Genomic DNA, 26,572 nt, shown 5'->3' on the forward strand with positions numbered 1-26,572 from the left:
CTTACGATTTGGCTTTCGGCATCTGAGAAACCAGCGACAGGTTGACGTCCATCCCTTCCACCTGGAAGTGCGGCACCGCGAACAGCTTCACGCGGAAGAAGCCCGGGTTGTCCTCAATGTCTTCCACCACCACCTTCGCGTCGCACAGCGGGTGAGAGGCCTGCAGCTCGTCGCCCGGGTCGGTCATTTCGGTGACCAACCCACGCACCCAGGTGTTGAGCTCCAGTTCCAGCAGACGACGATCCTTGGTGGTGCCGATGTTTTCACGCTGGATAAGCTTCAGGTAGTGCGCAATGCGCGACAGCAGGAAGATGTACGGTAGGCGCGCGTTGATCCGGCTGTTGGCGGTGGCGTCGGCGGTGTCGTACCGCGCCGGTTTCTGGGCGGAGTTCGCCGAGAAGAAGCAGGCGTAGTCGCGATTCTTGTAGAACGACAGCGGGATAAAACCGAGGCCGGCAAACTCAAACTCGCGGGTTTCCGGGATCATCACCTCGGATGGGATCTTCACCTGGTTGCCGGTACCCAGATCATAAAGATGGATCGGCAGATCTTTCACCGCCCCGCCCGCCTGCGGGCCGCGGATCTGCACGCACCAGCCGTTATTGATAAAGCTTTTCACCATGTTGGCGGCGAAGGAGAACGACGCGCTGGTCCACAGGTATTTCTCGTGATCCGGACCTTTCACCTGCTCGACGTAGTTAAAGCTGCGCACCGGCACGGTGTCCGGACCATACGGCAGGCGGCCCAGCACGCGCGGCATTACCAGGCCGATATAGCGCGCATCGTCAGTATCGCGGAAGGATTTCCACTTGATGTACTCGGCGCGGTCGAAGTAGTTGCCGATATCCTTGATCGCGGCGACCTCTTCCATGGAATCTTTCAGGAAGAAAGCCGGGCCGACGGCGCCGATAAACGGCATATGCGCCGCGGCTGAGACGTTAGATATGTTACGCAGCAGCGCCATGTCCTGCGGGCTAGCGTCGAACTCGTAAGCGGAGATCACCGATCCAATGGGCTCGCCGCCAGGGGTGTCGTACTCCGCGGTGTAGGTATGCCAGTAGAGGCCGCTCTGGATCAGCTCCGGCGCGTCTTCGAAGTCCTGGCGTAGATCGTCTTTCGATACGTCCAGAATTTCGGTTTTCACGTTCTGACTATAGTCGGTGCTGTCCACCAGTTGCTTCAAGCCGCGCCACAGGGACTCCACTTTCTGGAACGCTTCGTGGTGCATGATCGCATCCAGCTGGCAGCTAATCTGGTAATCCAGCTCCGCGATATGGTGATCGATCAGGGTCTTATCGAGCTTCTCCACCGGCTGGCCGGCCTTGCGGATGCAGTCCATAAACACCTGCATCGCCGCCGTCAGACGCTCGCCCGCCGGGGCGTCAGACAGTGCGGCATCGTCCAGAAAGTCGTTAATATCCCCCAGGCGGGATGCCGGGGTCAGGTTGATTTTTTCAAACAGGGAGGCGTACACGCCCTCTTTTTCCAGTACAGCAGTCTGCCCCTGCGCGGAGGCGGTTTCAGTATTTACAGACATCAGCATATTCCCGGTTAATCCATTAAATAACACACGCCGTTTATTTCGGGGCCAGTGCGCTCATTTCATCGCGTAATTCCTGAGACAGCGCCGGGTCTTTCAAAATCTTTTCGAGCTCTTTTCGGAAAGTGGCGTTATCAAGAAGGTTGGATTTGAGGTCGCGCAATAAATTACGCATCGCCAGCATGGCGCGAAGCTGCGGGATTTGACGGGCAACCTGCTCAGGCTCGAAGTCTTTCATATCGGCGAAGTTCAGCTTAATGCTTTCCTCCGTGCCTTCTCCGGCCAGGGTATTCTGCACGGTCAGGTTTATTTCTGGATTGAATTCCGCAAGGACGCTGTTGAAGTTATTTTTATTGATGTTGATTTTTTCTCTTTCAGATAATGGCCGGTCCTCTTTACCATTACTGAAATCACCGAGGGTGAGAAGCTTTAGCGGTAACTCGACTTTCTTCTGTACCCCCCCTGTATGCAGAGCCAGCTTTAAATTAATGCGTGCCTTTGGCACTTCATTCTGGAAACTATCAGCCATAGCGGTCCCTTCCCTTGAGGAATATTTGTTAAAATAACGACGTTTGATGACAAAACCATAGTAGAGCAAAGCATCAGAAAATATCAACCTGTCAGTTCTAAAGTTCAATACAAGACTTTCCTTAAGCATTTTAATCCAAATATAAAAAATCAAAAGCATCAGACAAATAAAGCCAATATGAAATACCAACCATTTACTTACAATAAGGGCAGGATTTACGCCTGCCTAATGAATAAATAATGAATTTACATCTCAACAAACCTATTTAGTTGATAAGAATCAATATAGAACGGTAATAATGATTATTTCCAGTATTGAGAAGATGGCTGATAACAGAAAGAAAAATAGAATTATTTTTACCGTTCACAAACTGTTCATGAGTCCTGAGCCGAAATTAATATAACCATAGCAAATGACAGACAGGATTAGTATAAAAGTTACAAATAATTTTTCTCAGATGTCCTCTTTTGATTATTAAACCTGACGGGACCTTAATGATCAGTAAGTGCAATGAAATATTGGCATTTCATTCAGCCGGTATATTTAAATACGGCAGACAATAATGCTCATCGCCCATTAGTCCCTTCCCGCCGCCTGATTACTGGCGCCAGGTAACGTGAGTTTACTGGCTAAACGCCCAAGTAGCAGAGGTTGCCAGCGCCCTTCGAAAGCAGCGCGCCCACTTCCCGCCAGCCAGGTCGCAAAGGATTGCAGCTGCGGATTCATTGTTTTGTTGTCCTGAGCCGAGTTGCGGTTCGCATTCCCTCTCCCGCCAGGCTATATCTTAGACACATTAATTCATACAGGAGTGAATATGATGGGCAAAAAGATTCTGATGCTGGTGGGCGATTACGCCGAAGATTACGAGACCATGGTGCCGTTCCAGGCACTACAAATGATTGGACATCAGGTTGATGCTGTCTGTCCTGACAAATCCAAAGGCGACTACATTATAACCGCCATCCATGACTTTGACGGCGCCCAGACCTACAGCGAGAAACCCGGCCATCGCTTTGTTCTCAACGCCGATTTCACAAGCGTGAAAGAGGCGGATTATGACGCGCTGTTGATCCCCGGCGGGCGGGCGCCAGAATATCTGCGCCTGAATGCGGAAGTCCTTAAACTGGTGCAAGCGTTTGACGCGGCGCGTAAACCGATTGCCGCCGTTTGCCATGGCCCTCAGCTATTGGCCGCGGCAGGCATATTAAAAGGCCGCACCTGCAGCGCCTATCCGGCCTGTGCACCGGAAGTGCGGCTCAGCGGCGGACATTTTGCCGACATTGGTATCGATCAGGCGCATATTGACGGCAATCTGGTTACCGCCCCCGCCTGGCCCGCCCATCCGCAATGGCTGGCGAAATTTGCCGAATTGCTGCGGTAGAAAAACAACCGGATAACAGCCTCCATGAAGACCGTCTGAAGGAGGCGCTGGCGCTAAAATCGCGCCAGCTCCGGGCTAAATACCAGGACCCATCAGTGCTTCACGATATACATTGTGCGGCTATAGGCCACGTCCTCCGGATTGGCTATCGGATACCCTTTCAGCCACGGTTTAATCAGACGCCCGTTGGTGTACTGATATATCGGCGCGATGGGCGCTTTCGCCATAATGATTTTTTCCGCCGCGTTGTAATCGTCATTGCGCGCTTTTTCCGACGTTTCCAGCGCCGCCTGGGTCAGAATTTTGTCGTAGGCCGGATCGTTGAAACGGGAGATATTGCCGCTATGGGTTGAGGTCAGCAGCGACAGAAACGTCGACGGCTCGTTGTAATCCCCCACCCACGAGGCGCGGATCACATCGAAATTGCCGGTATTGCGGCTATCGATATAGGTTTTCCACTCCTGGTTTTGTAGCTTCACGTCGACGCCCAGATTTTTCTTCCACATTGACGCCACCGCGATCGCGATCTTCTGGTGGTTCTCCGAGGTATTGTACAGCAGCGTCAGCTTCAGCGGACGGTTTGGACCGTAGCCCGCCGCCTGCAGCAGCGCTTTCGCCTGGGCATTCAGTTCGGCCTGGCTCATGCTTTCGATTTGCGTCGGCTGCGGAGTAAAGCCTGCGGTCACGTCCGGAGTAAAGCGCCAGGCCGGTTTCTCGCCGGTACCCAGAATTTTCTCCGCCATCAGACGACGATCGATAGTCATGCTGAGCGCCAGGCGGACGCGCTCATCGGCGGTTGGCCCTTTCTGAGTGTTAAAGGCGTAATAATAAGTTCCCAGCTGCGGCGGAGTATAAACCTGCCCCGGAATATCCTTCAGCAGCTTCTGATACAGATTTTTCGGGAACGACTCGGTGATATCGATATCGCCGGCCAGATAACGTTTGGTGGCCGCTGACTCCTGGTTAATGGGCGTAAATGTGACCTGCTGGATCACCGTTTTGCCGTTATCCCAGTAGTGCGTATTGGGGACCACCACCAGCTTTTCATTCACTACGCGATCTTTTAAGACATACGCGCCGTTGCCAACCAGGCTTCCCGGACGCGTCCAGTTGTCGCCGCTCTCCACGTTAGCCTTCTGCACCGGATAGAAAGCAAAGCTGGCCGTCAGATTACTGAACCACGGCAGCGGTTTATCCAGCTGCACGCGCAAGGTACGCGCGTCCACGGCGGTGACGCCGAGGGTGTCCGGCGCGGCTTTACCATCAATAATATTTTGCGCATTGGCGATTCCGGCCAGCGCAGCAAACCAGGCAAACGGGGACGTGGTTTTAGGATCAACCAGCCGCCGCCAGCTATGAACAAAATCCTCTGCCGTTACCGGCGTGCCGTCGGACCAGCGGGCGTTATCGCGCAGGGTAAATGTCCAGACGCGATTATCATTGCTCTGCCAGCGAGTCGCCACGCCCGGGATCAGGTTGCCTTTCTCGTCCTGATTGACTAAACCTTCAAAAAGATCGCGGATAACCTGAATTTCAGGCAGACCGACGGCTTTCGCGGGATCTAAGGAGGCGGGCTCGTCTTTAATGTGCCGCACCAGCACCTGGTTTTCGGCTAAAACGGTGCCCGGCGGGACATCAGCTGCCCAGGCAAGAGAAGAGACGCTGGCTAACCACAGCGCGCCGCATGTCAATGTGACAGGATACTTCATAAGATCCCCTTTAAAATAAAAAACCAGAGCTGGCAGTGCGATAATTATTTGTTTCATCACCTGAAATTGCAAACGGCTTGTGAAAGAAAGTTGACGTCTATGCTGATTTCACCATCGCTGGAAACTATTTGATTCCGGGACGGTTTTACACAACACTGCTGAAAAATAATCGGATAACAGGATGCCCTATGCCCGTTTCTCGTCCTCGCCCCCAGCGCGGTGATTTTCCGCCAGGAACACAACGCTACGGCCAGTCTCACCTTGGCGCGCCGCTGCTGTGGTTCCCGGCGCCGCTGGCCGATAGCCGCAGCGGCCTGATTCTTGCCGGAACCCACGGCGATGAAGGTTCATCCATAGTCACGCTTTCCTGCGCGCTACGTACGCTCAAACCCGAGCTGCGCCGCCATCACGTGGTGCTGGCGGTCAACCCGGACGGCTGCCAGTTGGGGCTGCGCGCCAACGCGCGCGGCATCGACCTGAACCGGAATTTTCCGGCGGCGAACTGGAAAGAAGGCGAAACGGTTTATCGCTGGAACAGCGCGGCGGAGCAGCGCGATGTAGTCCTGCTCACCGGCGAAAAACCCGGTTCAGAACCGGAAACCCAGGCGCTGTGCCAGCTGATCCACCAGATCCACCCCGCGTGGGTGGTCTCGTTTCACGATCCGCTGGCCTGTATTGAAGATCCCGGCCACAGCGAACTGGGCCAGTGGCTAGCCGATGCGTTTAGCCTGCCGCTGGTGGGCAGCGTCGGCTATGAAACGCCCGGCTCCTTTGGCAGCTGGTGCGCGGATATCGGCCTGCCCTGCATTACCGCCGAATTCCCGCCGATATCCGCCGACGAAGCGACGGATAAATACCTGGCGGCCATGACGGACCTGCTGCACTGGCGCTCTCAAAGATGAAGCACGCCGGTGCTGAAATGCAGCGCCGGCTCGACGTCCACCGCCAGCCAGGTCGGGCCATCGAGGTCGGCGAAGCGGGCAAGCGGCGCCAGCGGCAGCGCCGCGCTGATGGCTCTTGAGGTACACAGCATGCAGCCCAGCATCCGCGCAAATCCCAGGCGCTCCGCCTCCTGCGCCAACAGCAGCGCTTCGGTCAGGCCGCCAGTCTTATCAAGCTTGATATTGACCATCTCATAGCGGCCGCGCAGCGCCGCCAGGCTGTCGCGAGTATGGCAACTCTCATCGGCGCAAATGGGCAGCGGGTGGATAAAATTCTCCAGCGCCTCATCGGCCCCAGCCGGGAGCGGCTGTTCCAGCATCGCCACGCCGATATCCGCCAGCAGCTGGCAGCGCTCGGCCAGGCCATCGCCGCGCCAGGCTTCGTTAGCATCCACGATGAGCGTGGCCTGCGGAACCGCCTCGCGAATGGCAATCAACCGCTCGCTGATCAGATGGTCGTCGAGCTTCACTTTCAGCAACGTGGCCCCTTTCTCCCACAGCGCCGCCGCGCTGGCCGCCATCTGCTCCGGCGTGCCGATAACCACCGTCTGCGCCGTGACCATCCGCACCGGCAGGGCCACGCCTAAAAGCTGCGCGATGCTCTTACCCGCGCTGCGCGCCTGCCAGTCCCAGAGCGCGCAGTCCACGGCATTACGCGCGGCTCCTGGCGGCAGCAGGCGCTGGATCTCCTCACGGGAGACGCCGCGCTCAATCTGTTCGCCAATCGCCATAATCTGCGCCATCACCGAAGCAATACTCTCCCCGTAACGAGGATAGGGCGTACACTCACCTGTGCCCTTGACGCCATTCTCTTCAATTTCCACCACCACGACTTTTGCCTCGCTGCGGCTGCCGCGGGCGATCACAAACGGGGTATGTAGCGGCCAGGCTTCTTCATAGACTCGCAGATTTCGCATTCCCTGAACCTCGCAGGTAAGTATTAAAAGGATTTGCCGTGCCGATGACGGATGTCATACACTAGCCGCGACGTTAACTATATGTAAACAGGAAGATAACCATGTCACAAACCGTGCATTTCCAGGGCAACCCCGTTTCTGTTCAAGGCACCATTCCGCAGGCAGGCGCTAAAGCGCAGCCGTTTACGCTGGTGGCCAAAGATCTCTCTGACGTCGCGCTGAGCCAGTTCGCAGGCTCCCGTAAAGTGCTGAACATTTTCCCAAGCATCGATACCGGCGTTTGCGCGGCATCGGTACGTAAATTTAACCAGCTGACGTCTGAACTGAACAACACCGTGGTGCTGTGCATTTCCGCTGACCTGCCGTTCGCGCAGTCTCGCTTCTGCGGCGCGGAAGGTCTGAACAACGTTGTCACTCTGTCTACCCTGCGCGGCGCGCAGTTCCTGGCCGACTACGGCGTCGCTATCTCCGCGGGCCCGCTGGCCGGCCTGGCGGCGCGCGCTGTGGTCGTGATTGATGAAAACGACCAGGTTGTTTACAGCCAACTGGTGAATGAAATCACCGAAGAGCCGGACTACGACGCCGCCCTGGCCGCGCTGAAAGCGTAATAACGCCGCCAGGCCACGTAAGCCCTCGTTAACCGGGGGCTTTTTTATTCCCGCGCCGCATAGCGGGAGATAAAGCGCGCAATCGCCGGCCCGGTCAGTAAGATGGTGAACAGGCGCAGCGTCTGCATCGCCATAATAAACGACATATCCGCCCGCGTACCGGCGGCGATAATCGCCACCGTGTCCAGCCCGCCCGGACTGGTCGCCAGGTAGGCGGTCATAAAGTCCAGCGGCAAAACCTGCGTCAGCCCAAAAGCCATCAGCGCGCACAGCAGGATCAGGCCAATAATCGATGCGAGGATCTGCGGCAGGGTTTTGAGCGCCAGCAGGAAAATCTGTTTATTAAACTTTAGACCAACGCTCCAGCCAACGGCGGCATAAGCCAGCGCCAGCAGCCACTCGGGAAGTTCAAGCTGCAGCCAACCTTCCCCCTGCGCCAGCGCCCCGATCAGCATTGGAAAGAGCATCGCGCCGGATGGAAAGCGCAGCCGTAGCCCTAACCACCCCGCTGCCGCCGTCAGCAGCAGCGTGAGCGGTAGCTGCCAGCTTACCGGAGGAAACCAGGCGACCTGCTGAGTCATCTCCTGCGCTTCACCGCCGAGCGCGACGCGAACGACGAGCGCCGCCGCCCCCGCAACAAACAGCACCCGCAGATACTGCATCAGCGCCACCAGCCGGACATCGGCGCCGTACTCCTGGGCCATAATCACCATCGCCGAGGCGCCGCCCGGCGAGCTCCCCCACGCCCCGGTGGCGCCGGGCAGGTCGCTGTAGCGCACCAGCAGCCATCCCGCCAGCGCGCTGATAGCGAGTGTAGAAAAGAGAATCAACAGCACCAGCGCCCAGTTCGCCAGCAGAACGCCGAAAATGGATGGCGTCAGGCTGCGGGCGATCATGCAGCCGATAATCGCCTGGGCGGCAATAAAAAAGGGACGGGGTACGCGAATTTCCGCGCCGCGCAGGCTGAGGATGATTCCGGCAATCATCGGCCCCAGCAGCAGCGCGGCGGGAAGGTGAAACCAGAACAATACAAAAGAGAGCGCGCTGGAGAGTACCAGCAGTTTCATCCATTGAAAAAAATCACTACGCCAGATCCGCATGCGTATTCCTGCCAAAAAGAGGGTAAAGACGAAGTATATACAGAATCATTCTACACCTGGACCCCGCCCTTTTCTGGAAATACCAACCGCCTGCCCGGGCAGACGGTTGGTGAGCATTACTCGTCGCCTTTTTTCTGGCTCAGGCCATATTCGCGCAGCTTATTGGCGATCGCGGTGTGCGAGACGCCAAGACGCTTAGCCAGTTTACGCGTGCTGGGGAAGCTGCGATAAAGCTGGGTGAGCACCGAGCGTTCGAAACGGCGGGTAATATCATCCAGAGACCCCTCCATCGCTTCTTCGCCAACCGCCAGCGACGAGACGTCATGATCCGGCAGCAGGATATCCTGAGGACGCAGCTCAAACCCGTCCAGCTGAGTCAGCGCGCGATAGATCGCGTTTTTCAGCTGACGCACGTTGCCCGGCCAGCTGTAGCGCGTCAGCACGCTATTTAAATCGGCTGAGAGTTTCGGCCGCGGAATGCCCTGCTCATCGGCAAAGCGCGCCACGAACAGTTCGGTCAGCGGCATGATGTCCTGCGGGCAGTCGCGCAGCGGCGGCAGATACAGCGTCAGCACATTCAGGCGATAATAGAGATCTTCGCGGAACAGCCCCTTTTGCACCAGCTCCACCAGGTTTTTCTGGGTCGCGCAGATCACCCGCACATCAACGTGGACCTCATGATCTTCACCGACGCGGCGGAAGGTGCCGTCGTTGAGGAAGCGCAGCAGTTTGGTCTGCATGCGCGGCGACATTTCGCCAATTTCATCCAGCAAAACCGAGCCGCCGTTAGCTTGCTCGAAGAAGCCCTTTTTCCCCTGGATGGCGTCGCCGAACAGCTCGCTTTCCACCGCGTCTTCCGGGATGGAGCCGCAGTTCAGCGCCAGATAAGGTTTCCCTGCGCGCGGACTCGCCAGGTGGCAGGCGTGGGCCAGCAAATCTTTCCCTGTGCCGGTATCCCCGACGATTAGCAGCGGCGCGCTGAGCATGGCCAGCTTGCGGGCCTGCTCGACGACATGGCGCATTTTCGGACCAACGGCGAGGATCTGGCTAAAGGCGCTGGTATCCTGAATGGTCATGGTTTGCAGCTGGCGCCCCATGCGGACCGTCGAACGCAGCATCGCTACCGCGCCGGTTAGCACCTTCTCGCCGTGCTCGCCTTCCAGGTAGACCGGGGTGATCTCCAGCAGAAAGTTCTGCCCGTTGACCACCACGTGTTCCGCATGCGACTCCTGAGGATCGTTTTCCAGCCAGCGCTGGACGTTAAAATCGGTAATCAGCTGCGCGACCGGATGGCTGCGCAGCTTATCCTGACTCTGGCCAAACAGCTGGCAGCTGGCCGGGTTAGCCAGTTCGACTTTTCCTTTGGTATCCAGAGACAGCACCGGTTCCGGCATCGCCACCAGCAGCGCGCTGAGCGCCAGGTGCTCCCGCTCTGACGGCATCCACGCCACGGTGCGCACGTCGGTGACGCCGGCGATACGACGAATTTCCGCCATCAGGCTGCTGAAGCTAGCGAACTCCAGCTCGGCGAAATTGAGATAAATTCGGCCAATAGGGTCAATGTCGATACCCCGCAGGTCGATACCGCGCAGCACCAGTAAATCGAGTAATTCACGAGTCAGACCAAGACGGTCTTCACAAAAGACTTCAAGACGCATAGGAGTTTTCACCCTAAAGAGGCCAATGACGGATGAATAATAGGACAGTTATGTGCTGGCGTGAAGCCAGCTGTCAACAATTATTGACAGTATGGCGGAAAAATGGCCTTTCTGCCGTAAAGTTATGCGCTACAGGGAGAATTCCCGGCTTGCGGCGCGAACGCCTTAGCCGGGCTACCAACTTATCAGGGCAACCGGCCGTAGCCCGGCTAAGCGTAGCGCGAGCCGGGAATGCCCAAAAACGCTATTTCTGCGGCGCGTTTTTGCTCTTCTGCAGGGTATCTTTTAGCTGACCGATCAGCTCGCGACGAAAATCCCCCAGCCGCGGTTTATCGTCGGCGATCCACGGCAGCGGGCGGCAGAGTTCCATCGCCTTAATACCCAGCCGCGCGGTCAGCAGCCCGGCGCCAATCCCCTGCGCCGCGCGCGCCGATAGCCTGGCCGCCAGATCCTGCGACATCCAGTCCATCCCGACTTCCCGCACCAGCTCGCTGGCGCCGGCAAAAGCGATATTCAGCAGCACCAGACGGAACAGGCGCAGGCGGCTGTAGTAGCCCAGCTCAATACCGTAGAGGGTGGCGATGCGGTTGATCAGCCGTAAATTGCGCCAGGCGATAAACGCCATATCCACCAGCGCCAGCGGACTGACGGCGATCATCAGCGTCGACTCCGCCGCCGAACGGCTGATTTCACGCCGCGCCTGCGCATCCAGTACTGGCTGTACGATCTGCGCGTACAGGCTCACCACTTCACGATCGTTCTGCGTTTCGTGGATTGCCGCATACCAGCGCTGCAGGGCCGGGTGGGATTGATCGAGCCCCGCCTGCAGGGCCAGCTTCTCGCAAAAGGCGCGCCCTTTGCCGACCGCATGGCTGTGCATCAGATCCCGCGCCTCATCGCGCTCGTGGGCACGCTGGCGTAGCCGCCACAGCCGGCGCCACTCGGTGGCCACCGAACCGACGCCCGCGCCGACGATCAAGGCGCCGGCAGCGCAGCCGCCGAGGGCGATCCAGTCCTGCGTTTGCCAGGCGGTCATCGTCCACTGCACGCCCTGCGCCACCACGCTGACGCCAAAGATAGCCAGCCCGGCGCTAACCATTTTTCGCCACAGGCTGCGCTTAGGCCGCAGCGCTGACTCCACTACCGCTTCCGCCGCCCCCTCTTCTTCTTGCAGAACGTCAAGCCGCGCGGGAGCGAATTTCGCCGCGTCGGCGCCGTCAAACGCGCGCGCGGACTTGAGAGTTTGCGCCTTTTCCTCCTCCAGCGGGCCGTCGAAATCGATACGCGGTTTTAAGGGTTCGGTCATCGCAATTTATCTCCGATCAAAAATTCCAGCGCCGCGTCGAGGCGAATATGCGGCAGCGGTTTATCAACGTCCATCACCTGAGGGCGGAAGTTTTCAAACTGAAAGCCCTGCTGTTCCCAGAAGGCCTGGCCCGGCAGACGGGCGGGCACCTCGCCGGGGTAGACGGTCAGCGGCTGGCCGTCGCTCAGCCTGTGGCCTCGCAGCGCAGGGATCTTTTCGCCGTTCACCTCAATAAGCCCGCTCTGCGTCGCCTGAATCGACGCCAGCCCCAGGCAATCCATACTGATGCCTTCAAACGCCGCGTTCTGCCAGGCGTCCTGTATCAGTTGCTGCAGCAGCGACACCATATTGCTGTGCTGATCGACGGTCACGTGATCGGCTTTAGTCGCGGCGAACAGCAGCTTATCGATAACCGGTGAGAACAGGCGACGAAACAGCGTGCGCTGGCCATAGTGAAAACTTTGCATCAGCTGCGTCAGCGCCAGGCGCATATCGTTAAACGCCTGCGGCCCGCTGTTCAACGGCTGCAGGCAGTCCACCAGCACGATTTGCCGATCGAAGCGCAGGAAATGATCTTTATAGAAGCCCTTTACCACTTTCTCGCAGTAGTATTTAAAACGCTCGCGCAGCATTCCGGCATTGGTCTGTTTGTCCGCCTGCGCCAGCTTAGCCTCGCCGGCGGCATCCACATCCGGCCAGGGAAAGAACTGCAGCGCCGGGGCGCCGGCCATTTCACCGGGCAGCACAAAGCGCCCTGGCTGAATAAAGTGCATCCCTTCGCGCTTACAGGTGTGCAGATAGTCGGTCCACGCCGCGGCGATCTCCGCCAGACGGGTTTCATCGGCGGGCGCCAGCGGATCCAGACCTTCGCATAGCTGTCGCCAGCGCGCCGACCACTCCGCCCTCTGCCCCTGCAGTAGTCCGGTCATCTGCCGTGACCAGGTCAGATAGTCCTGGGCCAGCATCGGCAGATCCAGCAGCCACTCGCCGGGATAATCGACAATCTCCAGATACAGAGTTGAGGTCTCTTTAAAATGGCGCAGCAGCGAATCGTTAGAGCGATAGCGCAGAGCAAGGCGGATTTCGCTGACGCCGCGGGTGGGCGTCGGCCAGACCGGCGGCTGACCGTAGAGCTGGGCCAGCCCTTCATCATAGGTGAAGCGCGGAATACCAAAATCCCGCTGCGGTACGCGCTTGACGCCCAGCAGGCGCTCTTCTCTGGCCGCGCTAAGCAGCGGTAGCCGCGCGCCGGCGTGAATATTCAGCAGTTGATTGACCAGCGCGGTGATAAAGGCGGTCTTGCCGCTGCGGCTAAGGCCGGTGACGGCCAGACGAAGATGCCGATCAACCCCACGGTTGATCAGCGCGTTAAATTCTGTTTTGAGTCGCTTCATCGCCATCCTGTTGAGCCTGAAGAACGAGGGAAATAGACATGAGGGCTAAAGAGATAATTATCAATAGATTGCATTAGCCCCGCAGCGACGGGGCCAACGATTATTTGCTGGCGCTTTTCGGCCTGGCTATCTCACTGAGGCCGCCGGCGTTAACCACCTGCGTGTAGCCCATTTTGCTCAGCAGCTGCTGAGCCTGGCCCGATTGCCGGCCAACGTTGCAATAAACGTGAATGGTGTCGTTTTTATCCGGTACTTCCGCCGCAATCCGCGTTTTTAAATCCGCCAGCGGGATATTCACCGCCCCGACGACGTGCTCTTTTTGATACTGCTGCGGGACGCGGACATCGATCCAGTGCTCTGCCGCGAAGGCGGGTAAGGCCATCGCCAGCGCTAAACCCAGAAGGAGTTTTCGCATGTTATCATCCTGATAGTGTGAGTGTTTAGGCACTCATAACATACGCCATCCGCGACGTTTAGAAAACCGCTGCGCCGCCCGGCTGAGCATGGGTTCCAGAACAAGCATCAGCAGCATTTTCAGCGGCCGACGCGCGACGGATTTTACCGCCCAGCCAGCGACGCCCGCCGGGCCGTAGCGCAGCGCGGTGAGCAGCACCAGTTTGCCTGCGATTTTCAGACCCGGTTTGACTTTTTGTCCGGCCTGCTGCCATTTCATGTTCATCATTAACCTCAACTTTCAGTTATAGCTGGCGGAAACGACTGCGCAGCGAAAAGGTATCAGAGGTGACGTAGCGCTCCATTTCGCGCAGACGACGCTCCCCCGCTGCCAGTTCTTTATCCGCGGCGGCCAACAGCTCTCCGCAGCTCGGCGTTTTTTCACCATACAGCTCGCTTTCCGGCATCGGATCCAGCGCAAACGAGAGAATGATGTAGGCCACCACCACAAACAGGAACAGGCCAAAAATCATTGCCAGTACGGTAATCAGGCGCACCAGCTTTACCGGCACGTCCAGATACTGCGCGATACCGGCGCAAACCCCTTTCACCATGCCCTGCTGCGGAATGCGCCACAGTTTTTTACTCAGATCCAGTCCGCCCATTATTTCTCTCTCCAGTTCGGGTGCTCAGCGTCAAGAATCGCCTCCAGCGCCTGAATACGCTCGCGCATGCGCTTCGCGTCATCGGTCAGCTGCAGCAGGCGCTGCTGTTCATTCTGCGATAGGCTGCCGCTGGCGGTACGGTTGTTGTAGTGCAGCCAGAGCCAGACCGGCAACACAAACAGCACAAACAACGTCAAAGGGATGGCGAGAAAAAGCATGCTCATATGAACTCCTTGCAGATGGCGGCGGCACGTCTTGGTGCCGCCCGAATACGATTACTGATTATTTTGATTCATTTTGGCTTTTAACGCCGCCAGCTGCTCGCTGATTTCATCGTCCGCTTTCAGATCGGCGAACTGCTGATCCAACGACTTATCTTTGCCGAAGCGGTGGCTTTCCGCTTCTGCTTCCATATGGTCGATACGACGTTCAAATGATTCAAAACGCGCCATCGCCTCGTCAATCTTGCCGCTGTCCAGCTGACGACGAACGTCGCGGGAGGAGCTTGCGGCCTGATGACGCAGCATCAGCGCCTGCTGGCGGGCGCGGGTTTCGCTGAGTTTGTTTTCCAGCTCGCCAATCTCTTTTTTCATCCGCGCCAGCGTTTCATCAACTAGCTGCGCTTCGTTTTCCAGGCTGCCGATAAGGTCGGTCAGCTTTTGCTTTTCAATCAGCGCCGCACGGGCCAGATCCTCTTTCTCTTTGCGCAGCGCCAGTTCGGCTTTTTCCTGCCATTCCGCCTGCTGGGCAACGGCCTGTTCAATACGACGGCTCAGCTGTTTCTTTTCAGCCAACGCTCGCGCGGAGGTCGAACGCACTTCAACCAGCGTGTCTTCCATCTCCTGAATCATCAGTCGAACCAGCTTCTGCGGATCTTCCGCTTTCTCCAGCAGGGAGTTGATGTTGGCGTTCACGATGTCGGCAAAACGAGAAAAAATACCCATAATTTCAATCCTCATAGTTCTGGTGTCAGGCACCGGCCTGTGCCATGACTAATACAATTGTCGTGCCAAGTTTTTATCTTATTGATTTTAATGGAAGTGGTTGTTATCTGGCCAGCGCATTGCTAAAGTGACCTGGTGAATCACACTACTAAATGGCGAAATTCATCATGGCGGATTACAAGGACAACCTGCTCGGCGAGGCCAATAGCTTTCTTGAGGTGCTTGAGCAGGTCTCAAGACTGGCGCCGCTCGATAAACCGGTGCTGGTGATTGGCGAGCGCGGAACCGGCAAGGAGCTGATCGCCAGCCGTCTGCACTTCCTCTCTTCCCGCTGGCAGGGGCCATTTATCTCGCTCAACTGCGCGGCGCTCAATGAAAACCTGCTCGATTCGGAGCTGTTCGGGCATGAGGCCGGCGCCTTTACGGGGGCCAGTAAACGTCACCCGGGGCGCTTCGAGCGCGCCGACGGCGGTACCCTGTTTCTCGATGAGCTGGCCACCGCACCGATGCTGGTACAGGAAAAGCTGTTGCGCGTGATTGAGTATGGCGAACTCGAGCGCGTCGGCGGCAGCCAGCCGCTGCAGGTTAACGTCCGCCTGGTGTGCGCGACCAACGCCGACCTGCCGCAAATGGTGGAAGACGGGCTTTTTCGCGCCGACCTTCTCGACCGTCTGGCCTTTGATGTGGTGCAGCTGCCGCCGCTGCGCGAGCGCCAGAGCGATATCATGCTGCTCGCCACCCAGTTTGCCATCCAGATGTGCCGCGAGCTCGGATTACCACTGTTTCCCGGCTTTAGCGAACGCGCCGCCGAGACGCTGCAAAACTACCGCTGGCCGGGAAATATCCGTGAATTAAAAAACGTGGTTGAACGTTCGGTCTACCGCCACGGCAGCAGCGAACGCGAGCTGGATAATATTATTATTAACCCCTTCCGCCAGCAGCACACGGCGACGCCCGTCGAAGTGGAGAAGACGCCTGGCCCCACGCTGCCGCTCGATTTACGCGCTTTCCAGCAGGAGCAAGAAAAAAGCCTGCTCGAGAGAAGCCTCGAACAGGCGAAGTACAATCAAAAGCAGGCGGCCGAACTACTGGGCCTCACCTACCACCAGCTGCGGGCGCTGCTGAAAAAGCATCAGCTTTGACCTGTACGCGGAAGCAGCAGCGCGCTCAGCGCCATTGACCCAAGACAGAGCGCGGCGTTAAACCACAGCGCGTACTGCGCCGCGCTGGCCATCCCCAACGGTAAGAACAGCGCAAAAAGTGACGCTGTCACCGCTATCCCCATCGCCCCGCCGAGCGAACTCCCCATCTTATAGATGCCCGAGGCCACGCCGACCTTATTCTCAGGAGCGTTGACCACCGCGGTATCCGTTGACGGGGTGGCGTAGCAGCCCAGCCCAAAGCCAAACAGCACGTTGCTGAAAAAGACCGTGACGATATAGGTCGATTTATCGAGAAAGGTACAGGAGATAAGCAGAATGCCAACGGCGGTAAAGACCGGGCCGATCATCATCGGCAGACGCGCGCCGTAGCGTTGCAATAGCTTCTCGCCGACGCGGATCATCGCCAGCACGGTGACCAGGTAACCAAGCGTCATCATGCCGCTCTCCAGCGGGCTCAGATGATGTCCCTGCTGGAGCCAGATACTGGCAATCATCATGGTACCGATGGCGCCGTTGAGCATAAAGTTTGACAGCACCGCCGCGCTGTAGGCCCGGTTGCGAAACAGCGCGAAATCAATCAGCGCCGCGTCGCCCTTACGCTGGCCGCTGCGGATAAAAAACAGCCCCGAGGCCAGCGCGCCGGCCAGCATCGCCAGCGAGGTTGCGCTTGTCCAGCCCCAGCTGTGGCCTTTGCTGATAAACAGATTTAACAGCACCAGCGCAAGGATCAGGCTAATCAGGCCGCTGATGTCCAGCTTATGCTGCTGCGCGCTGGCGCTACGGCTTTCCGGCGTACCGCGCAGCAACAACAGCGCCGCCAGCGCTACCGCGATGGAGAAAACAAAGATCCAGCGCCAGCCCAGTCCGGTAGCAATCGCCCCGCCGACAAACGAGCACAGCCCGCTGCCGCCCCAGGAGCCGATGACCCAGAAGCTGACCGCCCGCTGGCGCGCTTTGCCCTCGTACCAGGTTTTAATTAACGCCAGCGTCGCCGGCATGATGCAGGCGGCCGACAGCCCCTGTAAAACGCGCCCGGCCAGGAACAGCGCGGGCCCCTGCGACAGCACCAGCATCGCGCTGCCGACAATGCTGAGGATCAGGCCGAGCGAGGTCATACGCATGCGGCCGAATTTATCCGCCAGACCGCCGCTGGCGACCACGAAGCAGCCACTGAATAAGGCGCTCAGGCTCACCGCCAGGGTCAGGGTTTCCAGCGAAATATCGAGGCTGCTTTTCATCGCCGGAACCACGTTAATCACCGACTGGGCAAACAGCCAAAAGGTCAGAACGCTCAATACAATACCCGCCAGCAGACGATCGGTGCCGACGAACTGCGCTTCGCTTAGCGATACAGAACTCATAGCAGGGTCCTCTTCGTTGCGGACATTAACGCAAGTAGTGTTCCGTCAGGGCGCACCACAGCGCGGCGCCTTTCAGCAACAGCGCATCGTTGAAGTCGTATCCGGGGTTATGCACCATGCAACGATCCGCTTCGTCCCCGGCCCCGAGGGTGAAATAGCAGCCGTTCGGATTGCGCTCAAGCATAAAAGCAAAGTCTTCGCTGCCCATAAACGGTTTCACCTCGCCGACCTGCGCCTCGCCAAACAGCGCGGTCGCCACCGTGCGTACCATCTCATTGGCTACCGGATCGTTCCTTAAAACCGGGCTACCGTTTACGTGGGTTAAGGCGGCGCTGGCGTTAAAGCTCTCGGCCTGAGCGACGGCGATATCGTGGATGCGCTGCAGGACGGTCTCGCGAACCTGTTCGTTCAAGGTGCGAACCGTGAGCTTCATTAACACCTTGTCGTTGATAATGTTCGGCGCGTGCCCGGCCTGAATGCTGCCCACGGTCACCACCGCCGGTTCAAACGGCGTGATGTTGCGGGAAACAATCGATTGCAGCGCCAGAGTGATATGACAGGCCACCAGCGTGGCGTCGACGGTATGCTCCGGCACTGCGCCGTGGCCGCCCACCCCTTTGACTTCAATATGGAGAGTGTCCGAGGAGGCCATCATCGCTCCATCGCGCAGGCCAACTCTACCTAACGGCTGCCCCGGCATATTATGCAGGCCAAAAATGGCATCGCAGGGAAACTGGTCAAACAGGCCGTCTTCGAGCATGACCCGACCGCCGTAGAGCAGCTCTTCGGCGGGCTGAAAAATAAGCTGTAGCGTGCCGTTAAACTGTCGGGTACGCGCCAGATATTCCGCGGCGTACAATAGCGTGGTGGTATGGCCGTCGTGGCCGCAGCCGTGAAAACGTCCATCGACCCGGCTGGCCCACGCCTTGCCGCTCATCTCCTGCATCGGCAGCGCGTCCATATCCGCCCTTAGCCCCAGGCGTTTTTTGCCGTCGCCCGCGCTTAAGGTAGCGACCACGCCGGTGCCCGCCAGACCGCGGTGAACCTGATAGCCCCATTCGCCGAGCAGGCGGGCAACCTCTTCGCTGGTTTTATGCTCTTCAAAACCGATTTCCGGCTGCTGATGGAAACGGCGGCGAAGCGCGACAAACTGCGCCTCGTTAACCTGTAATGCCTCAATAATCGGGTGTGTCATTTTTATTATTCCTGTGTTGTGTTTGCACGACACTTTCGAGTTTATGCATCCCTGACGGCTTTAAAATGCGCTTTTTTGTTTTATAGTGACGGATTATTAATGAGTGTTTTTCATACAAAACGGTTATGACAAAAAATGACGTGCTGTTTTTTGTCTCCAGGAGGCGACGGTGGACCATCATTCAGGCGACTTTCAGGTAGCGGTTCGTGATATCCGTCAGTGTCGCGAAGAGGAAACCGATGCGCTGACGTTGATATGGCTGCTGGAGGGCAGCGCCGAGCTCCACAATGAAGAGACGGGTCGATACCTTCAGCAGGATGAGCTGGCGATAGTCAACCGCAGCCACCGCTGGCGCCTGAGCAGCAAGACGGCGAATGTAGTGATGACGCTGTCGCTCAGCGCCGGGTGGCTAACGCGCCTTGATGGCGATTTTTTTGCGGCCGACTACCAGATCAGCAGCGAAACGCGCGATGCCGAGGACACGCTACGTTATCTGATGCGCCAGCTGCTGGTCCTCGGCCTGGTCAATCCGCAGGCCCACTATCGGCTGGAGGCCAACCGCTGGCTTAGCGAAATCGCCCTTCTGCTGGCGTCACGCTTCAGCCGTCCTCTGACCGCCCAGGCGCCTCGCGGCGCCGAACGCTGGAGTCAGCGAATTAACCGAGTGGTGGCGCGAATCGACGCCAACTATCAACGGCGCCTGTCGCTGCAGGAGATTGCCGCCGCGGAGTTTGTTTCCGAGGCCTGGCTGTCGCGTCTGTTCCGCAAAGAGGTAGGCGTCAGCTTTATGCAGTACATTACCGGGCTGCGCCTGCGCAAGGCCGCCGAGCAGCTGACGGCCACGCGCAGGTCGGTGCAGCAGATCGCCCAGCAGCATGGCTTCGCCAGCAGCCGGGTGATGAGCGACCTGTTTAAACGCGAGCACGGCCTGACGCCGCGCCAGTTCCGCCAGCAGCACCCGCAGAAGCCGGTCGAATCTCCCCGCCCGCACCTACAGCAGACCGAGCGATGGCAGCCGGTGTCAATCGATCGGCTGTACGCCCGGCTCAATGCGCCGCAAACCAACGGCCTGGACAGCCCGCCGCTGCGGCTCAATCCCCAGCAAACCCGCCATCTTGATGTGCGCGAACTGCCGGCGCGCGCCACGCCGCTGCGTCACACCCGCATGATCGTGACCGTTCGTGAACTGGACGATCTGCTGCGCGAGGATGTCCGCCGCGAGCTGGAACAGCTGCACGGCGCGCTGCCGATATTCGCCATCGATATTCACGATCCGTTTCTCAGCAGCCGTCTGTTCAGCACCGGCTGGGACGATCCGCAAATGGCCGGCTACGCCTGCTGGTATAATCTGCAGCGCATATTTAGCTGGCTGGCGACAATGGGCTGGGCGGTCATACTGCATACCGGGCTCACCACCCGCGGCGATCTGCTGCAACGCTTTCTGCGGCTCTCCGCCAACCATTTTCCGCCGACAACCCTGGCCAGCTGGCGCTTCGTCTGGCACTGGTCCCCCCAGGCCAGCGACGAGGCGCGCCAGCACGCCTGGCGGCAACAAAAAGCGATCCTGCAGAGGCTATCGCCGCAGTCGGCGCTGGGGATCTGGCACCGTTTTCCCCAACAGGTAGAGGACGATCCCCTTCTGCACTCACCGCTGCTGGCCGAGGCGGATTTTCTTGCCTGCCAGGCCGATGCCAACGAACTGCTGGATCTGGCGCAGATTGACAGCCAGAAGCTGGCCGCCAGCGAAAACTATCCGGTACACAAATTACGCAAGCTCCATAGCGCCCTACGTCAGCGGCATCTCCTGCTGCCGCTTTGGCTGCTCTCGTGGAATACCCTCACCGGTGATACCCGCGATACCAACGGCCGTTTCTTTCGCGGCGCGCTGCTGATGGATAATTTGCTGGGACTGGCGGATCGGGTTTGGCTGGCAGGGTTCTGGCTGAATTCCGGATTGCAGGGAGAAGCCCGGGCTAACGGCAAGCTGGATACCTCCAGTCTGGCACTGCACTATCTCCACGGTCTGCCGCGACCGGTCTACTGGGTATTGTGGCTATGGCGCAGACTGCGGGGCGAGGTGTTGATCAACGACAAGAACTTGCTGCTGTTGCGCCATCACGGCCATTATCAGCTGCTGCTGCGCAACACGGTGGTGTTCAACCCCTGGCTCTCCAGCGAGGAGGCGTTTACCCAGCGCTTCAGTCAGCCCTGGAGCGTGCGGCTCCTCGGCCTTGAGGGGCGCTGGCGAATCAAACAGCATCTGTTCGATCAGCACCATGGCGCGCTCTTCCCGCTATTCGAGGCCTTTCGCAGCCAAAGCGGGCCGGACGAGGAGGACTATCGCTGGCTGATGCACCGGGCGCGCCCGGCGCTGCGCGTCAGCGAAGAGACGCCGGATAGCGACCGCTGGCAGCTTGTCGACACGCTGGAGAGCAACGCGCTGGCGCTTTATGAATTCACGCCGCTCACGGACTAAAAGTGACAGCGTCACATTGAGATTTCTTCCCGCAAGCGACCTGTGCCGTGGAAAATGGCGTTTGACTGCGCGGGAGCCGGTTCCCATGTAGTTAAAAAATTGTAACTATCAAGATATCTTCATGTGAACTATCATCGGCGCATCATGACTCAATGGACTGAAAATAAAGATGATTCCGGTTAATCCTTCTACGCTTGGCCGCTATGCGGCGCACGTCAGCCTGGTCCATACCATGAAAAGCCACCGCGCGCCGGCGCTTTCGGTCATGATGATCTTTTCGGACCTGCTTATCCGCTCAACCGAAGATTCATATCGTCAACAGGGCTGGACAATTACGCCGCAGAACAGCGGCCTGGTCCTGCGTACCTATGTCGCCATCCATCACGATGGTGGAAAGCTGGAAATAAATCCCAAAGATTATATCGCCCGCTATAACCGCCTCCTTCCCCTCTAACGCCTCAACATCCAGCGAGCCGTGCGGATACGGCTCGCTGGAGAAACCGCAAATAAAAAGATACCATGTGGCGAAAATCGGGGCTGCGGCGCAAATAAGCGCCATGCTCAATACCCATAGCATTCTCAAGCCGTGCAGCAGATGAATCGAAAATACGCGTCGCTCAACCCCTTGCTTGCCTGATGCCAAACGTCGGGTGATTTACGAGGTATACTCGAAGTTAATAAGCGGTATGAACTTGAATCCGTTGGTCAAATAACCGACGCAACCATCGCTTATATTATCTCCATAAGCAATAAGGTGGTGGTAAATGTTATTTAATATTAATAAGATAGAGCCTTGCTCTATAATCAAAAAGAAACTATGCGCCTGAAATTGTCTTCTCTCCTGGCAGCGGTATCTATGCTGTGCGGGCAAGCTTTTGCCGCGCCCGCGCTGCCTGCGCACGCCGACATTCGCGATAGCGGCTTTGTGTATTGCGTCAGCGGTCAGGTCAACACCTTTAACCCACAAAAAGTCAGCAGCGGCCTGATCGTCGATACCCTGGCCGCCCAGCTCTACGACCGCCTGCTTGATGTCGATCCTTATACCTATCGTCTGGTCCCCGAACTGGCTGAAAGCTGGGAGGTGCTGGACAACGGCGCAACCTACCGCTTCCATCTGCGCAACAACGTGCCTTTCCAGACCACCGCCTGGTTCAAACCGACCCGCAATTTTAATGCCGATGACGTGATTTTCACCTTTGGCCGCATTTTTAATCGCGACCACCCGTGGCACAACGTTAACGGCAGCAGCTTCCCCTATTTCGATAGCTTACAGTTTGCCGACAGCGTGGAAAGCGTGCGGAAGCTGGATAGTCATAGCGTCGAGTTTCGCCTCAAACGCCCGGACGCCTCGTTCCTCTGGCACCTGGCCACCCACTACGCCTCGGTGATGTCGGCAGAGTATGCCGCGAAGCTGGCGCAGAGCGATCGTCAGGAAATGATCGATCGGCAACCGGTCGGCACCGGTCCGTTCCAGCTGGCGGAGTACCGCAGCGGTCAGTACATCCGCCTGCAGCGCCATCCGGCCTACTGGCGCGGTAAACCGCTGATGCCGCAGGTGGTGGTCGATCTCGGCTCCGGCGGCACCGGTCGCTTGTCGAAACTGCTGACCGGCGAGTGCGACGTGCTGGCCTGGCCCGCCGCAAGCCAGCTCTCTATTCTGCGCGATGACCCGCGCCTGCGCCTGACCCTGCGTCCGGGAATGAATATCGCCTGGCTGGCGTTTAACACCGCTAAGCCGCCGCTCGATAACCCGGAGGTACGCCACGCGCTGGCGCTGGCCATCAACAACCAGCGCCTGATGCAGTCGATCTACTACGGCACGGCGGAAACCGCGGCGTCCATGCTGCCTCGCGCTTCATGGGCCTACGATAACGAAGCCAGGATCACCGAATATAATCCCACCGAAGCCCGCGCCCGGCTGAAAGCCCTGGGGCTGGAAAAGCTCACGCTTAAGCTGTGGGTGCCCACCAGCTCGCAGGCCTGGAACCCCAGTCCGCTAAAAACCGCCGAGCTTATCCAGGCGGATATGGCGCAAATTGGCGTGAAGGTGATTATTATGCCGGTCGAAGGCCGTTTTCAGGAGGCCAGATTAATGGATATGAACCACGACCTGACGCTCTCCGGCTGGGCAACGGACAGTAACGATCCGGACAGTTTTTTCCGTCCGCTCTTGAGCTGCGCGGCGATTGCCTCGCAAACCAACTATGCTCACTGGTGTCATCGCGAATTCGACGAGGTGCTGCAAAAGGCGCTCACTTCGCAGCAGCTGGCCTCGCGCATCGAAGCCTATAAAGAGGCGCAGCGCATACTTGCCGATGAACTACCGGTGCTGCCGCTGGCCTCCTCCCTGCGTTTACAGGCCTATCGTTACGATATGAAAGGCCTGGTGCTGAGCCCGTTTGGCAACGCCTCTTTTGCAGGCGTCTCGCGGGAAAAAGAAGACGAGGTGAAAAAACCATGATTATTTTTACCCTGCGTCGCCTGCTGCTGCTGCTGATTACCCTCTTCCTGCTGACCTTTGTCGGTTTTAGCCTGAGCTACTTTACGCCCCACGCGCCGCTACAGGGCGCCTCCCTGTGGAACGCCTGGCTCTTCTGGTTTGAGGGGGTGCTGCACTGGGATTTCGGCGTTTCCAGCATCAACGGACAGCTGATTTCCGAACAGCTTAAAGAGGTCTTTCCCGCTACCATGGAGCTCTGTATCCTCGCCTTCGGTTTTGCGCTGGTGATCGGGATCCCCGTCGGTATGCTGGCGGGGATCATGCGCAATAAGTGGCCAGATACCCTGATCAGCGCCTTGGCGCTGCTGGGCTTTTCGATTCCCGTCTTCTGGCTAGCGCTGCTGCTGACCCTGTTCTTCTCCCTCACCTTGGGCTGGTTTCCGGTTTCCGGGCGCTTCGACCTGCTCTATGAAGTGAAATCGGTCACCGGCTTTGCGCTGATCGACGCATGGCTCTCTGATTCGCCGTGGCGTCATGAAATGATCGTCAGCGCGGCGCGGCACATGGTGCTGCCGGTACTGACCCTGGCGGTGGCACCGACGACGGAAGTGATCCGTCTGATGCGCATCAGCACCAGCGAAGTGTACGACACCAACTATGTCAAAGCCGCCGCCACCCGCGGCGTATCGCGGCGGACAATTTTACACCGCCACGTCCTGCACAACGCCCTACCGCCGGTGATCCCACGCCTGGGGCTGCAGTTCTCCACCATGCTAACGCTGGCGATGATTACCGAAATGGTCTTTAGCTGGCCGGGGCTCGGCCGCTGGCTCATCAACGCCATTCGTCAACAGGACTACGCCGCGATCTCGGCGGGCGTGATGGTCATCGGCGCGCTGGTGATTATTGTGAACGTGATATCCGATATTTTGGGTGCGATGGCAAACCCACTGAAACATAAGGAATGGTATGCCCTACGATAGCGTCTATCTGGAGAAGCGCCCGCCTGGCGCGCTGCGCACCGTATGGCGAAAATTCTACGGCGATACGACCGCGATGATCGGCCTGTACGGCTGCGCGGCGCTGGCGCTACTGTGCGTTTTCGGCGGCTGGTTCGCCCCTTACGGCATCGACCAGCAGTTCCTCGGCTATCAGCTGCTGCCGCCGTCATGGTCGCGGTACGGCGAAGTGTCGTTCTTTCTCGGTACTGACGATCTCGGTCGCGATGTCCTGAGCCGCCTGCTGAGCGGCGCGGCGCCAACGGTCGGCGGCGCATTTGTGGTAACGCTCGGCGCCGCCCTGCTGGGGCTGGTGCTCGGCGTGATTGCCGGGTCCACTCACGGCCTGCGGTCGGCGGTGATGAACCATATTCTTGACACGCTGCTGTCGATCCCGTCCCTGCTGCTGGCCATTATCGTGGTCGCCTTCGCCGGGCCGCACCTCAGCCACGCGATGTTCGCCGTCTGGCTGGCGCTTCTGCCGCGGATGGTGCGTTCGGTTTACAGCATGGTGCATGACGAACTGGAAAAAGAGTACGTTATCGCCGCCCGCCTTGACGGAGCCTCGACGCTAAATATTTTATGGTTCGCGGTGCTGCCGAACATTACCTCTGGCCTGGTCACTGAGATCACCCGCGCGCTGTCGATGGCGATCCTCGATATCGCCGCGCTGGGCTTCCTCGACCTCGGCGCGCAGCTTCCTTCTCCCGAATGGGGAGCGATGCTCGGCGACGCGCTGGAGCTGATTTACGTGGCGCCGTGGACGGTGATGCTGCCGGGCGCGGCAATCATGATAAGCGTTCTGCTGGTTAATCTGCTGGGCGACGGGATCCGCCGCGCCATCATCGCCGGGGTGGAATAATGCCGTTACTCGACATCCGAAATTTAACCATTGAGTTCAAGACCAGCGAAGGCTGGGTAAAAGCCGTCGATCGCGTCAGCCTGACTCTCGCCGAGGGGGAAATACGCGGCCTCGTCGGGGAGTCCGGCTCGGGTAAAAGCCTTATAGCTAAAGCGATTTGCGGCGTCACCAAGGACAACTGGCGGGTGACCGCCGACCGCATGCGCTTCGATGATATCGATCTGCTGCGTCTGTCGGTGCGCGAGCGGCGTAAGCTGGTGGGCCACAACGTCTCGATGATTTTTCAGGAGCCGCAATCCTGTCTAGACCCTTCCGAACGTATAGGCCAGCAGCTGACGCAGAATATCCCCGGCTGGACCTTTAAAGGACGCTGGTGGCAGCGCCTGGGCTGGCGCAAGCGGCGCGCCATCGAGCTTCTGCACCGCGTGGGGATTAAAGACCATAAAGATGCGATGCGCAGCTTCCCCTATGAGCTGACGGACGGAGAGTGCCAGAAGGTCATGATCGCCATCGCGCTGGCTAACCAGCCGCGGCTGCTGATCGCCGACGAGCCGACCAACGCCATGGAGCCCACAACGCAGGCGCAAATTATCCGCCTGCTAACGCGGTTAAACCAAAACAACAACACCACCATTTTGCTGATCAGTCACGATATGCAGATGCTCAGTAAATGGGCGGACAAAATCAACGTGATGTACTGCGGGCAGACGGTGGAAACCGCACCGAGCGAAGAGCTGGTGACAATTCCTCATCACCCCTACACCCAGGCGCTGATTCGGGCGATTCCCGATTTCGGTAGCGCCATGCCGCACAAGAGCCGGCTCAATACCCTGCCGGGGGCGATCCCACTGCTCGAACAACTGCCCATCGGCTGCCGGCTCGGGCCGCGCTGCCCTTATGCCCAGCGCGAATGTATCGAAACGCCCCGGCTGGTAGGCGCACGTAACCACCTCTATGCCTGTCATTTTCCGCTGAACATGGAGAAAGAGTGA

26 protein-coding genes are annotated in these 26,572 nt (G+C 58.3%); 10 read left to right on the forward strand and 16 right to left on the reverse strand.

Annotated elements, in window-relative coordinates; translation table 11 throughout:
• Nucleotide 1: 1 nt before the first annotated feature.
• The 3 genes from tssC to ACE3MN_RS14995 all read right to left on the reverse strand — a co-directional run bounded on the left by tssC (nucleotide 2) and on the right by ACE3MN_RS14995 (nucleotide 2,795).
• Nucleotides 2–1,537: a type VI secretion system contractile sheath large subunit gene (tssC, locus tag ACE3MN_RS14985; protein ID WP_049130609.1), complete on the reverse strand. Its 1,536-nt coding sequence runs from the start codon at nucleotides 1,535–1,537 to the stop codon at nucleotides 2–4.
• A 40-nt stretch (nucleotides 1,538–1,577) separates the two neighbouring features.
• Nucleotides 1,578–2,069: a type VI secretion system contractile sheath small subunit gene (gene tssB / locus ACE3MN_RS14990; RefSeq protein WP_049130610.1), complete on the reverse strand. Its 492-nt coding sequence runs from the start codon at nucleotides 2,067–2,069 to the stop codon at nucleotides 1,578–1,580.
• 576 nt (nucleotides 2,070–2,645) lie between these two features.
• Nucleotides 2,646–2,795: a hypothetical protein gene (locus tag ACE3MN_RS14995; RefSeq protein ID WP_158414303.1), complete on the reverse strand. Its 150-nt coding sequence runs from the start codon at nucleotides 2,793–2,795 to the stop codon at nucleotides 2,646–2,648.
• 91 nt (nucleotides 2,796–2,886) lie between these two features.
• Between ACE3MN_RS14995 and ACE3MN_RS15000 the strand changes: the two genes are divergently transcribed.
• Nucleotides 2,887–3,450 (forward strand): DJ-1/PfpI family protein, encoded by a 564-nt coding sequence (locus ACE3MN_RS15000; protein ID WP_064362856.1) that lies wholly within the window; start codon nucleotides 2,887–2,889, stop codon nucleotides 3,448–3,450.
• Between the two features lie 92 nt (nucleotides 3,451–3,542).
• Here the strand turns inward: ACE3MN_RS15000 and ACE3MN_RS15005 are convergent, their stop codons facing one another.
• A complete protein-coding gene (locus ACE3MN_RS15005) occupies nucleotides 3,543–5,159 on the reverse strand; it encodes an ABC transporter substrate-binding protein (protein WP_024360667.1) in 1,617 nt (538 codons plus the stop codon).
• A 188-nt stretch (nucleotides 5,160–5,347) separates the two neighbouring features.
• Here ACE3MN_RS15005 and mpaA point away from each other — a divergent pair, with 188 nt between their 5' ends.
• Nucleotides 5,348–6,061, forward strand: a complete 714-nt coding sequence (gene mpaA, locus ACE3MN_RS15010) for a murein tripeptide amidase MpaA (protein WP_004139281.1) — start codon at nucleotides 5,348–5,350, stop codon at nucleotides 6,059–6,061.
• On the opposite strand, the gene ycjG is transcribed toward mpaA, so the two are convergent.
• Nucleotides 6,052–7,017, reverse strand: coding sequence for an L-Ala-D/L-Glu epimerase (gene ycjG / locus ACE3MN_RS15015; RefSeq protein WP_004139282.1), 966 nt, complete (start codon nucleotides 7,015–7,017; stop codon nucleotides 6,052–6,054). The genes mpaA and ycjG overlap by 10 nt on opposite strands.
• A gap of 101 nt (nucleotides 7,018–7,118) precedes the next feature.
• Here ycjG and tpx point away from each other — a divergent pair, with 101 nt between their 5' ends.
• A complete protein-coding gene (tpx, locus tag ACE3MN_RS15020; protein WP_375364087.1) occupies nucleotides 7,119–7,625 on the forward strand; it encodes a thiol peroxidase in 507 nt (168 codons plus the stop codon).
• Nucleotides 7,626–7,669: 44 nt separating this feature from the next.
• Here tpx and ACE3MN_RS15025 read toward each other — a convergent pair whose 3' ends face one another.
• From ACE3MN_RS15025 to pspA, 9 genes are all read right to left on the reverse strand, one after another.
• Entirely contained in the window at nucleotides 7,670–8,725 is a 1,056-nt protein-coding gene (locus ACE3MN_RS15025) for an AbrB family transcriptional regulator (protein WP_180971304.1), read from the reverse strand.
• Nucleotides 8,726–8,841: 116 nt separating this feature from the next.
• Nucleotides 8,842–10,383 (reverse strand): transcriptional regulator TyrR, encoded by a 1,542-nt coding sequence (gene tyrR, locus ACE3MN_RS15030; protein WP_004121199.1) that lies wholly within the window; start codon nucleotides 10,381–10,383, stop codon nucleotides 8,842–8,844.
• A gap of 244 nt (nucleotides 10,384–10,627) precedes the next feature.
• Nucleotides 10,628–11,689, reverse strand: coding sequence for a YcjF family protein (locus ACE3MN_RS15035; RefSeq protein WP_024360669.1), 1,062 nt, complete (start codon nucleotides 11,687–11,689; stop codon nucleotides 10,628–10,630).
• On the reverse strand, nucleotides 11,686–13,083 hold the full coding sequence (locus ACE3MN_RS15040; RefSeq protein WP_024360670.1) for a YcjX family protein: 1,398 nt from the start codon (nucleotides 13,081–13,083) through the stop codon (nucleotides 11,686–11,688). The genes ACE3MN_RS15035 and ACE3MN_RS15040 overlap by 4 nt, the downstream gene beginning before the upstream one ends.
• A 100-nt stretch (nucleotides 13,084–13,183) precedes the next feature.
• On the reverse strand, nucleotides 13,184–13,498 hold the full coding sequence (pspE, locus tag ACE3MN_RS15045; protein ID WP_024360671.1) for a thiosulfate sulfurtransferase PspE: 315 nt from the start codon (nucleotides 13,496–13,498) through the stop codon (nucleotides 13,184–13,186).
• A gap of 33 nt (nucleotides 13,499–13,531) precedes the next feature.
• Nucleotides 13,532–13,762 carry a phage shock protein PspD gene (gene pspD / locus ACE3MN_RS15050; protein ID WP_004101464.1) on the reverse strand — a complete coding sequence of 77 codons (231 nt, stop codon included), beginning with the start codon at nucleotides 13,760–13,762 and terminating at the stop codon, nucleotides 13,532–13,534.
• A 19-nt stretch (nucleotides 13,763–13,781) separates the two neighbouring features.
• On the reverse strand, nucleotides 13,782–14,141 hold the full coding sequence (pspC, locus tag ACE3MN_RS15055; RefSeq protein ID WP_024360672.1) for an envelope stress response membrane protein PspC: 360 nt from the start codon (nucleotides 14,139–14,141) through the stop codon (nucleotides 13,782–13,784).
• Nucleotides 14,141–14,365, reverse strand: coding sequence for an envelope stress response membrane protein PspB (gene pspB, locus ACE3MN_RS15060; RefSeq protein WP_004101459.1), 225 nt, complete (start codon nucleotides 14,363–14,365; stop codon nucleotides 14,141–14,143). The genes pspC and pspB overlap by 1 nt, the downstream gene beginning before the upstream one ends.
• A gap of 51 nt (nucleotides 14,366–14,416) precedes the next feature.
• Nucleotides 14,417–15,085, reverse strand: coding sequence for a phage shock protein PspA (gene pspA / locus ACE3MN_RS15065; protein ID WP_004121203.1), 669 nt, complete (start codon nucleotides 15,083–15,085; stop codon nucleotides 14,417–14,419).
• Between the two features lie 152 nt (nucleotides 15,086–15,237).
• Here pspA and pspF point away from each other — a divergent pair, with 152 nt between their 5' ends.
• Nucleotides 15,238–16,227, forward strand: a complete 990-nt coding sequence (pspF, locus tag ACE3MN_RS15070; protein WP_024360673.1) for a phage shock protein operon transcriptional activator — start codon at nucleotides 15,238–15,240, stop codon at nucleotides 16,225–16,227.
• Here the strand turns inward: pspF and ACE3MN_RS15075 are convergent.
• On the reverse strand, nucleotides 16,218–17,609 hold the full coding sequence (locus ACE3MN_RS15075) for an MFS transporter (protein ID WP_024360674.1): 1,392 nt from the start codon (nucleotides 17,607–17,609) through the stop codon (nucleotides 16,218–16,220). The genes pspF and ACE3MN_RS15075 overlap by 10 nt on opposite strands.
• A 25-nt stretch (nucleotides 17,610–17,634) precedes the next feature.
• Nucleotides 17,635–18,804, reverse strand: a complete 1,170-nt coding sequence (locus ACE3MN_RS15080) for a M20 aminoacylase family protein (RefSeq protein WP_024360675.1) — start codon at nucleotides 18,802–18,804, stop codon at nucleotides 17,635–17,637.
• 169 nt (nucleotides 18,805–18,973) lie between these two features.
• Here ACE3MN_RS15080 and ACE3MN_RS15085 point away from each other — a divergent pair, with 169 nt between their 5' ends.
• The 6 genes from ACE3MN_RS15085 to sapD all read left to right on the forward strand — a co-directional run bounded on the left by ACE3MN_RS15085 (nucleotide 18,974) and on the right by sapD (nucleotide 26,572).
• Entirely contained in the window at nucleotides 18,974–21,280 is a 2,307-nt protein-coding gene (locus ACE3MN_RS15085) for a helix-turn-helix domain-containing protein (protein WP_102650163.1), read from the forward strand.
• Nucleotides 21,281–21,449: 169 nt separating this feature from the next.
• Entirely contained in the window at nucleotides 21,450–21,734 is a 285-nt protein-coding gene (locus ACE3MN_RS15090) for a hypothetical protein (protein WP_004139305.1), read from the forward strand.
• 363 nt (nucleotides 21,735–22,097) lie between these two features.
• The gene (sapA, locus tag ACE3MN_RS15095; protein ID WP_004139307.1) at nucleotides 22,098–23,741 is read left to right on the forward strand and encodes an ABC transporter substrate-binding protein SapA; all 1,644 of its coding nucleotides are present in this window, start codon (nucleotides 22,098–22,100) and stop codon (nucleotides 23,739–23,741) included.
• Nucleotides 23,738–24,703: a putrescine export ABC transporter permease SapB gene (gene sapB / locus ACE3MN_RS15100; RefSeq protein ID WP_004121215.1), complete on the forward strand. Its 966-nt coding sequence runs from the start codon at nucleotides 23,738–23,740 to the stop codon at nucleotides 24,701–24,703. The genes sapA and sapB overlap by 4 nt, the downstream gene beginning before the upstream one ends.
• Nucleotides 24,690–25,580 (forward strand): putrescine export ABC transporter permease SapC, encoded by an 891-nt coding sequence (gene sapC / locus ACE3MN_RS15105; RefSeq protein ID WP_004139490.1) that lies wholly within the window; start codon nucleotides 24,690–24,692, stop codon nucleotides 25,578–25,580. The genes sapB and sapC overlap by 14 nt, the downstream gene beginning before the upstream one ends.
• Nucleotides 25,580–26,572, forward strand: a complete 993-nt coding sequence (gene sapD / locus ACE3MN_RS15110) for a putrescine export ABC transporter ATP-binding protein SapD (RefSeq protein ID WP_004121219.1) — start codon at nucleotides 25,580–25,582, stop codon at nucleotides 26,570–26,572. The genes sapC and sapD overlap by 1 nt, the downstream gene beginning before the upstream one ends.

The sequence above is a fragment of the Klebsiella grimontii genome (genome assembly GCF_042137965.1).
GTDB classification, from domain to species: domain Bacteria; phylum Pseudomonadota; class Gammaproteobacteria; order Enterobacterales; family Enterobacteriaceae; genus Klebsiella; species Klebsiella grimontii.